At 74.6% G+C, this 13,457-nt stretch carries 6 protein-coding genes; 3 read left to right on the top strand and 3 right to left on the bottom strand.

Annotated elements, in window-relative coordinates; translation table 11 throughout:
* Nucleotides 1–129 precede the first annotated feature (129 nt).
* From KM933_RS08040 to KM933_RS08030, 3 genes are all read right to left on the bottom strand, one after another.
* A complete protein-coding gene (locus KM933_RS08040) occupies nt 130–1,311 on the bottom strand; it encodes a cytochrome P450 (RefSeq protein ID WP_221349644.1) in 1,182 nt (393 codons plus the stop codon).
* A 94-nt stretch (nt 1,312–1,405) separates the two neighbouring features.
* Entirely contained in the window at nt 1,406–2,464 is a 1,059-nt protein-coding gene (locus KM933_RS08035; RefSeq protein ID WP_221349675.1) for a DegT/DnrJ/EryC1/StrS family aminotransferase, read from the bottom strand.
* Between the two features lie 86 nt (nt 2,465–2,550).
* Complete coding sequence (locus KM933_RS08030; protein WP_221349641.1) at nt 2,551–3,927, bottom strand: glycosyltransferase; 1,377 nt, start codon at nt 3,925–3,927, stop codon at nt 2,551–2,553.
* 332 nt (nt 3,928–4,259) lie between these two features.
* Here KM933_RS08030 and KM933_RS08025 point away from each other — a divergent pair, with 332 nt between their 5' ends.
* The 3 genes from KM933_RS08025 (at nt 4,260) to KM933_RS08015 (ending at nt 13,016) form a co-directional block, all read left to right on the top strand.
* A complete protein-coding gene (locus KM933_RS08025) occupies nt 4,260–7,157 on the top strand; it encodes a helix-turn-helix transcriptional regulator (protein ID WP_221349639.1) in 2,898 nt (965 codons plus the stop codon).
* An 83-nt stretch (nt 7,158–7,240) separates the two neighbouring features.
* Entirely contained in the window at nt 7,241–10,183 is a 2,943-nt protein-coding gene (locus KM933_RS08020) for a helix-turn-helix transcriptional regulator (RefSeq protein ID WP_221349637.1), read from the top strand.
* A 4-nt stretch (nt 10,184–10,187) separates the two neighbouring features.
* Nucleotides 10,188–13,016: an ATP-binding protein gene (locus tag KM933_RS08015; RefSeq protein ID WP_221349634.1), complete on the top strand. Its 2,829-nt coding sequence runs from the start codon at nt 10,188–10,190 to the stop codon at nt 13,014–13,016.
* Nucleotides 13,017–13,457 lie beyond the last annotated feature (441 nt).

Below are 13,457 nucleotides of genomic sequence, written 5' to 3'. Positions count from 1 at the left end.
GATCGTTGGCTCCTCGGTGGGGTGAAGGGGGATCGGCGAAGAGGCGCGGTCCGCCCGGCCGCGCCACGGCCGGGCGGGGCGGGGCTCCGGGTGCCGCCGGGACCGTCCGGCGGCACCCGGCACCGGCGGCTACCAGCGCACCGGCAGTTCGTGCAGTCCGAACAGGATCCCGTCGTACTTGAAGGCCAGCTCCTCCATCGGGACGGCCAGCTCCAGGGTGGGGATGCGCTCGAACAGTCTGCGGTAGGCGATCTCCATCTCGACCCGCACCAGGTTCTGGCCCAGGCACTGGTGGACGCCGTAACCGAAGGCGACGTGCCGTCGCTCGGAGCGCTCCGGGTCGAAGGCGTGCGGGCAGCCGAAGACCTCGGTGTCGTGGTTGGCGGCGGCGATCAGCGGGACGATGCCCTCACCCTTGCGGATCGGCTGGCCCGCGATCTCCACGTCGTCCACGGCGACCCGCAGCGCCACCATGTCGGCCACCGAGTGCAGGCGCAGCAGCTCCTCCACGACCCGGTCGCTGCCGATCCACTGCGGGTTGGAGAGCAGGGTGACCACGCCGAGCCCGATGTTGTTGGCGGTGGTCTCGTGCCCCGCGATCAGCAGGAGCAGCAGGACGCCCGAGAGCTCCTCGTGGCTCAGCTGGCCCGTCGAGAGCAGGCGGCTGATCAGGTCGTCCCCGCGCCACTTGTCCTTGATGACGATGAGCCGGTTGATGTAGCGCAGGAGCTGCCGGGTGGCGGTGGCGCGCTGCTCGTCGGTGGAGGTGCGGATGGCGACCAGGGTCCGGGTGCGGGACTCGAAGAAGTCCCGGTCGGCCGCCGGCACGCCCAGCAGCGAGGAGATCACCAGGGACGGCACCGGCAGCGCGAAGTCGTTCACCAGGTCCGCGGTGTTGCCGCCGGCCAGCATCGCGTCGATCCGCTCGTCCACGGTCCGCTCGACGGCGGGGCGCAGCTCGCGTACGCGGCGCACCGTGAACTCGGGGATCAGGACCTTGCGGAACCGGTCGTGCTCGGGGGAGTCGAGACCCACGAACCAGCCGGGGATCTGGTCCTGCTTGGGCACGCCCATCGTCTCGCCGACGTTGGGGAAGCCCTCGTTGTCGGGGTTGGCGCTGATCTTCGGATGGGTGAGCACCGCGCGCACGTCCTCGTGCCGGGTCACCAGCCAGACCGGCACGCCGTTCGGCAGATGGGTCTGCACCAGGCCGGGCTGCTGCCGGTGGCTCGCGTACTGGGACAGCGGCAGCGGTTCCTCCGGCGTGCGAAAGGGGAAGTCGACCACCGTGGGGCCGGTGCTGGTCGTCATGTCCGCTCCTCGTTTCTCTTCCTGCGGTCGCGGTGCCGTACCCGGTCGGGCCGGCGGCGCGCGGGCGCGGCGGCCCGCGGCGCGGGCCGGCCGGTCAGCCCGCGGTGTAGAACTCCCGGACGGCGCCGGTGATGTACTCCTGGTCGGCGGCGGTCAGCCCGGTGTGGGTGGGCAGGTACAGCCCGTCCTCGCTGAACCGGTGGGCGTTGAGCGTCGGCCACACCGGGTCGAGGTAGCCGGGCTGGCGGCTCATCGGCTTGAAGAACAGGCGGGTCTCCACGCCGCGCGCGTCGAGGTGGGCGCGCAGTTCCTCCCGGCGCTCGGCGCGCAGGTCGTACATCCACAGCACGTCGCGGGCCGGCATCAGCGTGATGCCGGGGACGTCCTTGAGGGCGGCGTCGTAGCGGGCCTCGATCTCCCGACGCGCGGCGAGGATGTCGTCGAGGCGCTCCACCTGGGCCAGTGCCACGGCGCCCTGCATGGCGGTCATGCGGTGGTTGTAGGCCAGCTTCTTGTGCAGGAAGCTGTGGTCGCGGGTGAAGGCCATCGCCCGCAGGTGCGCCATCTGCTCGGCGAGCCGGGGGTCGTCGGTGAGGCAGACACCGCCCTCGCCGGCCGTGATGATCTTGTTGGCGAAGAGCGAGAAACAGGCGATGTCCCCGACCGGACGCACGCCGTGCGCCTCCGCGGAGTCCTCCACCACCCGCAGGTTGTACTGGTGGGCGATGTCCATGACCGCGTCCATGTCGCAGCGCCGCCCGTAGACGTGCACCGGCATGATCGCCTTCGTGCGTGGGGTGATCTTCTCCTCGACACGGGTGACGTCGATGTTCAGGTCGTCCGCGCAGTCGACGAAGACGGGGGTCGCGCCGGTGTAGGTGACGGCCCACGCGGAGGCGATCATGGTGAACTCCGGCACGATCACCTCGTCGCCCGGCCCGATGCCCAGGGCGCGCAGCGCGAGGGTGAGGGCGGCCGTGCCGGAGGAGCAGGCGACGCCGTGCGCCACGCCGTTCCACGCGGCGAAGGCCTCCTCGAAACGCCGTACGTACGGTCCCTGGGAGGAGATCCAGCCGCCGGACACGGCGTCGGTGACGTACTCCAGCTCCCGGCCGTCCAGGAAGGGCCGGGAGACGGGGTGGGTGAAGGCCATGGGGTCCTCGCTGCTGTGGCTGTGGCTGTGGCTGTCGCTGTCGCTGGGCTGTGGCTCGGTGGGGTCCGGCCGGGGTGCCGGGTGGGTCATGCCGCGGGGAGCAGGCCGAGCACGACGTCGGCGGCGGCCTCCCGGCCGCCGGCCGCCTTCTGCAGGGCGCCCAGCCGCTCGGCCCGCTCGCGGAAGGACGGGTCGGAGGTGACCCGGGTCAGCTTGTCCACCACGTCGTCCGGGTCGACGGTGTGCGGCCGGTCCAGGGTCAGGCTGATGCCGAGATCGCGCCCGCGCACCGCCTGGTCGAAGCAGTCCACCCACAGCGGCCGCACCACCTGCGGCTTACCGAAGTAGACGCCCTCGTGGTAGGCGTTGCCGCCGCCGTGCGAGAAGAACGCCGACACGTTCGGATGGGCCAGCACGTCCAGCTGCGAGGGCACCCAGCTCTCCACCCGCAGGGTCGCCGGCAGCGTCCCGGCGGACGGCAGCAGGTGCTGCTGCTCCGCGGGCAGCTTCCACAGGAACTGGTGCGTGCCGGACATCCGCCGGGCCACCTCCACCAGCGCCCCGACCTCCTCGCGGGTGAGGCGGGTGATGGTGCCGAAGCCCATGTAGACCACCGAGGACTGCTTGTCGAGCCACCCCGACACCCCGGTGTCCTGCGGCGCCTCCGGCAACGGCGGCAGCACGGCTCCCACCAGGCGCAGCTTCTCCGGTACGTCGAAGGGGTAGTCCAGTTCCGCGACGGAGGAGCAGACCACGGCGGCGGCCTCGTCCACCCGTGTCATCGCGTTGGGCGGGGCGATGCCCAGCTCCTTGCGGATCGCCGCGTCCTCCCGCAGCACCCTGCCCATCGCCGGGTGCAGGAACATGCCCAGCGTCCGCCACTTGAACAGCGTGTTGGCCAGCTTCTGGCGCCTTGACATCGCCAGCGGCAGTCCCGAGTTGGGGACCGGGAAGTTCTTGGGCGTGTACGAGGCACCGAAGGGGTTGTGCGAGGTCAGCACGTTGCTGGCGACGAACGGCACGTTCAGCACGTACGGGATGCCGCGGGCCAGCGCCAGGTCGACCGCGAAGCCGGCCACGCAGTCCACGACCATGAGCGCCGGGCGGACCTCGTCGACGACCCGCTCCAGCGCCCGGAACTTGCGGGCCTGGAGGGCCGGCTTGTACGACTGCCGCACCACCGCGCGGTGCGCCTTGAACCGGGAGGACTGGGTGACCTCGCGGTACACCTCGTCGTCCCAGGTCACCGCGGACAGCTCGGGGACCACCTCGCCCAGTGAGGCGAACGACACCGCGGAGGCGGCGGAGAGCGCCTCCACGTCCTGCCGCCGGTGCTCGTCGGTGGCGAACCACAGGCCGGGCACGCCGCGCCGGGCCAGCTCCCCGGCCAGCACCAGCAGCGGGTTCAGCAGCCCGCTCTCGGGCAGGCTGACGAAGAGGATCGGCCGGGCGGCGGAGTCCATGGGGGCCCTTTCACGAAGTGACTGCCGTGGATCGCCGCGGCCCGGTCGAGCGTGGACGGGCGCGGCGGTGCGGTGCCGTGCGGCCTGCCGGCCGGACCGGACACGCGGGGTGCCGATCGCACCACCACTTGATCTCATGTCCGCCACCGGGGAAATCCTTAGATTTCCCGCCGCGAGGGGACGCGGGGGCGTTCCGCGGCCCGGATGTGGCTTGAATGTGTTTCCGGTGGGCAGGCGCCGGATCGCCGCCGGTGACCGGCTCCGGATGCCGCGCCCGTGCCCGGCACGGGAGCCGCCGCGCCGTCCGCCCCGCACGACGTGAAGGAGAGCAAGTGACCAACCGGGCCCGCACCGCGACCCCCGCACTGCCGCTGGTCGGGCGGGCCCGGCACCTCGACGCCCTCGCCGGGTACGCCGGGGCCGCCCGGGCCGGCCGGCCCGCACTGGTGCTCCTGGACGGTCCGGCCGGGGCCGGCAAGACCGCCCTGCTGCGTGCGGCCCTCGCCGACGGCGGTCCCTTCGCGGGCCTGACCGTCCTGCACGGCACCTGCCGCGCCGTCGACGCGGCCACCGGCTACAGCGGAGTGCGCGCGCTGTTCGGCCGGCTCGTCCCGGCCGGCCGCAAGGGGCGCTCCTCGTCCCTCCTGGAGGGCGGCGCCCGGCGTGCCCTGCCCGCCCTGGCCGCCGGACCCGACGAGCCGGACACCGAGCCCGGCACCACCTTCTCGGTGCTCCAGGGCCTGTACTGGCTCGCCGTCAACCTCATGGCCGACGGCCCCCTGGTGCTCGTCCTCGACGACGCGCACTGGTGCGACGAGCGCTCCCTGCGCTGGCTGGACTTCCTGCTGCGCCGGGCCGACGGCCTGCCCCTGCTGGTGGTGGCCGCCCACCGCACCGAGGCCGGCCACGCCGCGCCCGCCGCCCTCGCCGACCTGGTCGGCCACCACCTCGCGGTGCCGCTGCGGCTCGGACCGCTGAAGACACCGGAGCTGGCCGAGCTGGCCGGCCTGGTCTTCCCCGCGCAGCCGCCGCAGCCGTCGTTCGTCGAGCGCCTGGCGTCCGTCACCGGCGGCAACCCCCTGGAGGTCGTACGGCTGCTGCGCGACCTGCGCTCCGCCGGCCTGGGGCCCGACGACGCCGGGGCCCGGCAGATCGCCAAGGTCGGCGGGAGGGTCGTCGCCGCCTCCGTGCAGCGGGCGCTGGAGCACCAGCCCGCCTGGGTGCGGGAGGCGGCCTGCACCCTGGCCGTGCTCGGTGACGAGGACGTCGAGTACCTCGCGGCCCTGGCCGGGGTGTCCGCCGTGCACATCGACGAGGCGGTGGAGATCCTGCGCCGGGCGGGACTGGCCCGGGCCGACCGCCGCGAACTCGTCCACGACATGGTGGGCGCCGCGGTCCTGGGCGCCCTCGGCACCACGGGGACGGCCGACCTGCGGCTGCGTGCCGCCCGGCTGCTCAGCGACATCGGACGCGCTCCCGAGGAGATCGCCGCACAGCTGATGCTGGTGCCCGGTACCGCCGGCGCCTGGACCGTCCCGGTACTGCGGGCCGCCGCGGCCCAGGCCGAGCAGCGGGGCGCCCCCGAGGCCGCCGCGCGCTACCTGGACCGGGTGCGCGAGGCGGAGCCGGACGACCCCGAGGTCCTGACCAGGCTGGGGCGGGTCCTGGCGGAGAGCGACCCGGAGCGCTCGGCGGAACTGCTGCGCAAGGCGCACGACGTGACCCGGGACGTGCGGGCCCGCGCCTCCACCGCCGTCCAGTTCGCCCTGACCTGCCTGAGCGTCCAGCGGGCTCCGGAGGGCACCCGGGTCCTCACCGAGGCCCTGGACGCCCTCGACGCCGAGCTGGGACCCGAGCCCGACCCCGCGGACGGCGAACTGCGCACGCTCGCCGAGTCGGCCCTGCTGATCGTCGGCGCCGACGAGAAGTCCACCCTGCCCGAGGTCCTGCGCCGCACGGCCGGGATCACCCCGCCGCCCGGCGACACCCCGGCCCAGCGCCAGCAGCTCGCCATGCTGAGCGTGCTCTCCGCGGCGGACGGCGGCTCCGCCGGGGAGGTCGCGCGCCAGGCCCGCCGTGCGCTGCGCGCCCCCGGTGTCCCGCTGGGCGTGTGGTCACTGCTGCCCGCCTCGCTGGCCCTGCTGCTGGCCGAGGAGGACGAGGCCGCCGACGAGGCCCTGGAGACGGTACTGCGCGGCAGCCGGGACACCGCCGCGGTGTGGACGTACGTCCTCGCGCTCTCCACCCGGGCCCTGTTCCGCCTGGAGAACGGCGCGGTCGCGGACTCCCTGGCGGACGCCCAGACGGCACTGGAGATCCTCGGGCAGGAGCGCTGGGGGGCGAACCCCGTCATGGCGCACACGGCGTACGCGGCGGCCCTGGTCGAGCGCGGCGAGGTGGCGCGCGCGGAGGAGGCCCTCGACGCGATCAGGCGGCCCCACCTGGACCGCTTCGTCTGGGAGTACCACTGGTACCTGATGGTGCAGGGCCGGGTCCGGCTGGCCCGCGGCGACCTGCACGGGGCGCTGGAGGCATTCCGGACCTGCGGGGACTCGCTGGAGGCGGCCGGGCTCACCAATCCCGTCTTCGCCCCCTGGTGGCTGGAGAGCGCCTGCGTCCTGGGCGGCCTCGGCCGTACCGCCGAGGCGCTGGAGATCGCCGGGCGGGGCGCCCGGCGCGCCGAGCACTGGGGGACCCGGCGCGCCCTCGGGTACGCCGCCCTGGCCCGCGGCGCCGCCACGCCGGGGGCGGCCGGGGTGGAGCCGCTGCGTGAGGCCGTCGCCCTGCTGCGGTCCTCACCGGCCCGCGGCCACGAGGCGCGTGCCGTGCTGCTGCTGGGGCGGGCGCTGCTGGCGGACGGCCGTGAGAAGGAGGCGCGGGAACACCTGCGCGAGGCGGTGGGGCTCGCCAGGCGCTGCGGTTGCGTGGCACTCGCCCGGGAGGCCCGGCGGAACCTGATCGCGGCCGGCGGGCGGATGCGGGAGATCACCTCGTCCGCGCTGGACATGCTGACGGGCACGGAACGCACCGTGGCCGCGCTGGTCGCGTCGGGGGCGGGCAACCGGGAGGTCGCGGAGTCCCTCTTCGTCACGGTGCGCACCGTCGAGCTCCATCTGACCAGCGTCTACCGCAAGCTGGGGGTGGCCCGGCGCGCCGATCTGGCGGACGTCCTGGGGCCGGGCGGCCCGTCGCCCGCGCCCCCGTCCGGCGGAACTCCGGCGGAACAATGACGGCGAACGAAAGAATTCGGGAACGGAAGAATAAAACGTTACAGGGTTTCACCACTGTTACGGAATAAACATATGATCAGGCCATGGTCTCCCCTGATCTACTCCTTCTGGAGCGCGACCGAGAACAGGCCGTTCTCTCGGCTGTGATCGGAGAGCTCAGCGCCGCCCGTCCTGCCGTGGTCACCGTGACGGGGGAGTCCGGCCTCGGACAGAACGACCTGCTGTGCTGGGCCGCCCGGCACGCGCGGCGGCAGGGACTGCACGTACTGAGCGCGCGCGCCAGCCCCGCCGAGCACGAACTGCGGTACGGCGTCGTCGCCCAGCTCCTCGCCGAGGAGGGCCCCCACCTCGCGTCCCGGCTCTTCCTGACGCAGGACCGGCCCGGCGGTCTGCCCGGCCTCAACGCACTGCTCGCCGCCGCCCGCGACCGGCCCACCCTCCTCGTGGTGCACGACGTCCAGTGGCTGGATCCGGCCTCCCTGCGCTGGCTGGAGGCCCTCGCCCGCCGTCTGCCCCAGGTCCCCCTGGCCCTGCTCGCCAGCAGCACCGGCACCGCCGTCGACCGGCCCGAGTGGAGCGTCGGCACCCCCCTCACCGGTCTCGCCAGCACCGTCGAGCTGGCCCTGCCGCCCCTCACCGCGGGCGGCACGGCCGCCGCCGTGCGCGCCGTCTGCGGTGCCCCCGGCGACCCCGCCTTCACCGAGGCCCTCGCCGACGCGACCCGCGGCATACCGGCCGTCGTCCACGACGTCCTGCACCGCTTCACCCTGGCCGGCCACGCCCCCCGCGCCGAGCGCGTCGAGGACCTGCGCGCCCTCGCCGCCGAGGTGGTCGGCGACCACGCCGCCCGGGCCCTGGACGAGCTGCGCGACCCGGCGGCCGTCGACGTCCTGCGCGCCCTCGCCGTCTGCGGCGACCTGCTCGACTTCCGCCTGGTCTGCACGCTCGCCGGCCCGCACCCCGTGCCCGAGGCCCGGCTGCGCGCCACCCTCAGGGCCAGCGGCCTCACCACCACCCGCGACGACGGCTCGCCGCGCGTGCAGGACGCCGTGGTGCGGGCCCGCGTCCTGGAGGGGATGCCCCCCGCCGACCGCGCCGACCTGTACGCGCGCGCCGCGAGGCTCGCCCAGCGCGTGGCGGCCCCCGACCAGGGCATCGCCGAACTGCTGCTGCCCACCCGCCCCGTCGGCGAACCCTGGGCCGTCGACACACTGCGCCGGGGTTTCACCGCCGCGCTGCGCAACGGCCGGCGGGACCGGGCCACCGCCTACCTGGCCCGCGCCCTCGACGAACCCCTGGACGCCGAGGACCGGGCCCGCGTCGAACTGCAGCTCGCCTCCGTGCAGATGGTCACCGCCCCCGCGGCCGCCGAACGCCGTCTGCACGGGCTCATCCGCTCCCGCGCCACCGGCGGACTGCGCTCCCAGGCCGTGGACCTGTGCCTGCTCGGCGGCGACACCCGCGCCGCCCGCCTCGCCGGGACCCCCGCCCCGGCACCGGGCGGTCCGGACGCACCCGGGACGGGACACGGCACCCCTCCCGCCGCGGGTACGGAAAAGAGCCCCGGCCCCGCCGCACCCCGGAGGAGCGGCGGGGCCGCCGCGCCACCGGTGCCGGCATCGGCATCGGCATCGGCGTCCCAGGACACGTCCGGTACGGACCCCGCCGTCGCCGAACGCCACGAACTGACCGCCCTCGCACGGGTCGCCATCTTCCTGCGCCACGAGGACTCCGAGCTGGACGTCCTGCCGGTCCCCGACCTGCCCGAGCACTCGCACAGTCCTGCCGTCGCGGGGGTCCGCGCCTGGGAGCAGGCCCTGGCCGGCGTCCACCCCGACGCGTCCCGCCGCCTGGCCAGGGCCGCCTTCGCCCCCGATCCGGCCGGCCGGCCGCCGCTCGTGGTGCCCCGGCTGTTCGCCTGCCGCGCGCTCTTCCTCACCGACGACGGCGACGAGGCCGAGACCCACCTGGGCGCCCTGCTCGCCGAGGCCCACCGGCAGCGCGCCGCCATCTCCGTCGCCCACGTCCTCGCCGTCCGCGCCGACCTGCACGTGCGGCACGGCCGCCCCGACGCCGCCGCCCGGGACCTCGCCGCGGCCGAGGCGGAACTGCCGCCCACCAGGCTCCACCCGCTGTTCGTCCCGTACTGGACCTCGCTCAACCTGGTCACCGAGATCCAGAACGGCCGGCTCGACCGGGCCCGCGAGGCCGCCGCCCGCCCCGTCCCGTCCCTCGCCGAGGAGTGCGCCACCACCTCCTACCTCCTGTTCGCCAGGGGCATGCTGGCCCGCGCCGAGAACGATCCGCACCGGGCACGGGAGTACTTCCGCGCCTGCGGCCGCTGGCTGCTGCGGTACGGCTGCGTCAACCCGGCCGTCCTGCCCTGGCGCTCCCTGGCCGCCGAGGCCGTCCACGCCCTCGGCGACGGCGAGGAGGCGCTGCGCCTGGCCCGCGAGGAACTGGCGCTGGCCGGCCGCTGGGGCGCCCCCAGCGCCCTGGGACGCGCCGAACTCAGCCTCGCCGTGGTGAGCGGGGAGGACCGTACCCAGCGCTTCCGCGCCGCGGTCGCCACCCTCAGCAAGTCCCCCGACCGCGCCGCGTACAGCCGTGCCGTGCTCGCCCTGGCCTCCGAGGAGCGCGACGAGGACCGGCGCAGGTCCACCGCGGTACTCGCCTCCACGGGAACGGCCCTCCCCGCTGTCGGCCTCGCTCCCGACGCGACCGGCGACCTTTCCGCGCGGGACCGGCCCACGCGGCTCGGCAAGGTGCCCGTCCAGGGCAGGCCCCCGCAGGTCCCGGCACCGCGCACCGCGGACCGCGCACCGGATCCCTGGCACGGTCTGAGCCCCGCCGAACGGGAGACCGCGGTCCTCGCCGCCCGCGGTCTGGGCAACCGGGAGATCGCCGCGGCCCTCTCGGTGACCACCCGCACCGTGGAACTGCGCCTCAGCGGCGTCTACCGCAAACTCCGCATCCGCGGACGCGACGAACTGCGCGCACTGACACAAGGATCGGAGGGCAGCTGACCCCATGCTGCTGGAGCGCAACACCGAGATCGCCCTGGTCGACGCCGCACTCGGCGCCGCGGCCGAGGGACGGTCCTCCCTCGTGGTGGTCACCGGCCCCCTCGGCATCGGACGCTCGGCACTGCTGCAGCGCCTGTCCGCGCTCGCCGACGGCCACGACGACGTCCGGGTGCTGCGTGCCAACGCGGCCCCCATGGAACAGGACTTCGCCTTCGGCGTCGTACGGCAGCTCTTCGAGACCCTGCTGAGCGACTCGCCCGAGGACCTCCGGGACCGCTGGATGGACGCCCACGCGTCCTTCGCCCGGCACGTCCTGGCCGACGACACCACCTCGCCCGGCGCCGACCAGGCCATCGCCGCCACCGAGGCCGTACTGCACGGACTGTTCTCGCTGCTCGCCAACGTCAGCGCGGACAGCAGGCTGCTGATCCTCGTCGACGACCTCCAGTGGGCCGACGTGCCGTCGCTGCGCTGGCTCACCTTCCTGGCCAAGCGGCTGCACGGACTGCGGGCCGTCGTCGTCTGCGCCCTGCGCGACGGCGACCCGCGCACCCAGCACACCCTGATCCGCGAGGTGCGCGAGGCGGCCACCCAGACCCTGCGGCCCGCCTCCTTCAGCCTGGAGGCCGTCCGCACCCTGGTCGGCGAACGCTTCGGCGAACCGGGTGACGAGGAGTTCGTCCGGGCCTGCCACGAGGCGTCCGCGGGCAACCCGCTGTTCCTGATGTCGACCCTCCTCGGCACGGACGTCCTGGGCCGCCGCCCGCGGGCCGAACACGCCGACATCGCCCGCGGGCTGAGCCCCTCCCAGCTGCGGGAGCGCCTGGCCAGCATCCTGCGCGCCCAGCCCGCTCCGGTGCGCGACCTCGCCGCCGCCGTCGCGACCCTGGGCGAGCAGGGCGACGCCCACACCCTGGCCCGCCTGGCCGGACTCGACCCGGCCGGCTACTCCGGAGCCCTGCGCGCCCTCGGCGCCCTCGGGCTCCTCACGGCCGCCCACGAACCGCGGTTCATCCACCGCGCCGTCCGCGACGCCGTCGAGTCCACCCTCACCATGGTCCAGCGGGAACGGATGCACGACGAGGCCGCCGCCCTCCTCTACGCCTCCGGCAGCCCCGCCGAGCACGTCGCCGCCCAGCTCATGGCCGTCGTCACCCGGCACCAGCCCTGGGCCGTCGACGTGCTCCGCTCCGCCGCCGACACCGCCCTGCGCCGCGGGGCTCCCGACGCCGCCGCCCGTTATCTGCGGCGCGCCCTCCTGGACAGCCCCGTCGAGGGCATCGACCGCGCCCGCCTCCTGGTCGAACTGGCCACCGCCGAGCGGGGCTTCGACCCCCTCGCCTGCGAACGGCACATCGCCCAGGCCATGAGCCTGCTGCCCGAACCGCGGGACCGGGCCGTGGCCGCGCTGCGCCTCTCGCCCACCCCGCTGGGACCCGCGCCGCTGGCCGTGGTCGACCTGCTGCGGCAGGCGGCCGAAGGGCTCGGCCCGGCGTCCCTGCTCACCGGCTCCGACCGCGATCTCGCGCTCCGTCTGGAGGCCAGGCTGCGGCACTGCGGTCACGAGGACCCCGTCGAACTGGCCGCGGCGGCCGACCGGCTGAAGGAACTCGGTCCCGAGCCGCCCCTGGACACCGGCGCCGAGCGGGAGCTGACGATCGCGCTGCTCGGTGCCGTCACCCTCGGCGGCCGGCTGCCCGCCGGAGAGGTGGTGCGCCTCGCGGAACGCGTCCTGGAACGCGAACCCGCCACCTCCGCCCGCATCCACTCCACCCTCCCGCTGGTGATCATCACCATGATCGCCGCAGACTCGGTGGAGGCCCTCGACTCCTGGCTGGCCGTCGAGCACCGCGCGCGCGTCCAGCGTTCCACCCCCGCCAACGCGCTGGTCCACATCGAACAGGCCCTCGTCCACCTGGGCCGCGGCCGGCTCGTCCAGGCCCGCGAGCAGTCCGAGACGGCACTGGGCATGACCGAGTCCGACCACCACGCCCTGGGCACGGTCGCGACCATGACGCACGCCATCGTCGCCCTGGAGTCCCGCGACCCGTCGCTCGCCGAGCGCGTACTGCACCGCGCGGGCCGCATCCGCCCCCAGGGACTCACCCTCACCGGACTGCTCCGCCTGCTGGAGGCCACCGGCGAGATCGCCGCGGGCGACCACACGGGCGCCCTCGACTCGCTCCGGTCCTGCGGCCGTCAGCTGGAGGCCGCCGGCTGGTCCAACCCGGTGCTCTTCCCCTGGCGCCCGTGGGCCGTCGGTGTCCATCGCAGGCTGGGCGACATCCGCGCCGCCCGGGTCCTGGCCGAGGAGGAGCACGCCCGCGCCCTGCAGTGGGGCGCGCCGGTCGGTGTCGGCCGGGCCCTGCGGCTCCTGGGCCGGCTGGAGGACGGCGGCCGGGGCACGGCGCTGCTGCGCGAGGCCGTCGCCGTGCTGCGCGGCTCCGCCAACCAGCTGGAACTCGCGCGTGCGCTGCTCTCGCTCGCCGAACGTCTGGGAAGCGGTCCGGAACCCGAGGCGCTCGCCCGGGAGGCCGCCACCCTGGCGACCGCCTGCGGTGCACCCGGCCTGGCGGAGCGCGCGGCGCGCGGCACCGGCGAGCGGCCCGCGCACCCGGTCTCGCCGGAGAACGTGCTCACCCCGACCGAGCGCCGGGTGGCGGGATGCGCGTGCCGGGGCCTGACCAACCAGGAGATCGCCGGCGAACTGGGGGTCAGCTCCCGCGCCGTCGAGAAGCATCTCACCCACGCCTACCGGAAACTGGGCATCCCCGGACGCCGGGAACTCATCGCACTGATTTCCCGCACGAAAAGCCAGGACGTCCCCGAGTGAGCCATAAGGGAAATTTTCCGGGCCCTCCTCCGCATATTCGGGGGAGGGCCCGGTCGTTTCCGTTTGCCGGTACGGGATGTGGCCGCGTCCAGGGGCCGCCCCTCTCCGGTACCGCCGGGCCGCGTAGGTGAAACGGTGTCATCTTCGCCCGAGGAGAAGGATGACCGTCCGTGCGGGCACGGAACCGCTCTGTCAGACGGTTGGGTGATTTGGGTTCTCTGCCGGTTTTCCCGGTCGGTCGGCCGCCGAAGGGTTCGGTATACCGCACCGAACCCCACCCCACCGAAACGTTTCGGTGCGGGACCGTACCTACCGAAGGGGTCACCACAGTGTTGGCTGGTCAAACCTCTGTTGCGTTGACCCGCCGTCTCCCGCCTTCGTAATATCCACGGCATCTCCTTTCCGTCGTGTCCTTTTCTGCAGGGCCGGGAGGCACGGGTT

Source organism: Streptomyces beigongshangae, assembly GCF_019710745.1.
GTDB classification, from domain to species: domain Bacteria; phylum Actinomycetota; class Actinomycetes; order Streptomycetales; family Streptomycetaceae; genus Streptomyces; species Streptomyces beigongshangae.
The sequence above is the reverse complement of the archived record's forward strand: the minus strand, read 5'-3'. Positions and strand labels throughout refer to the sequence as shown.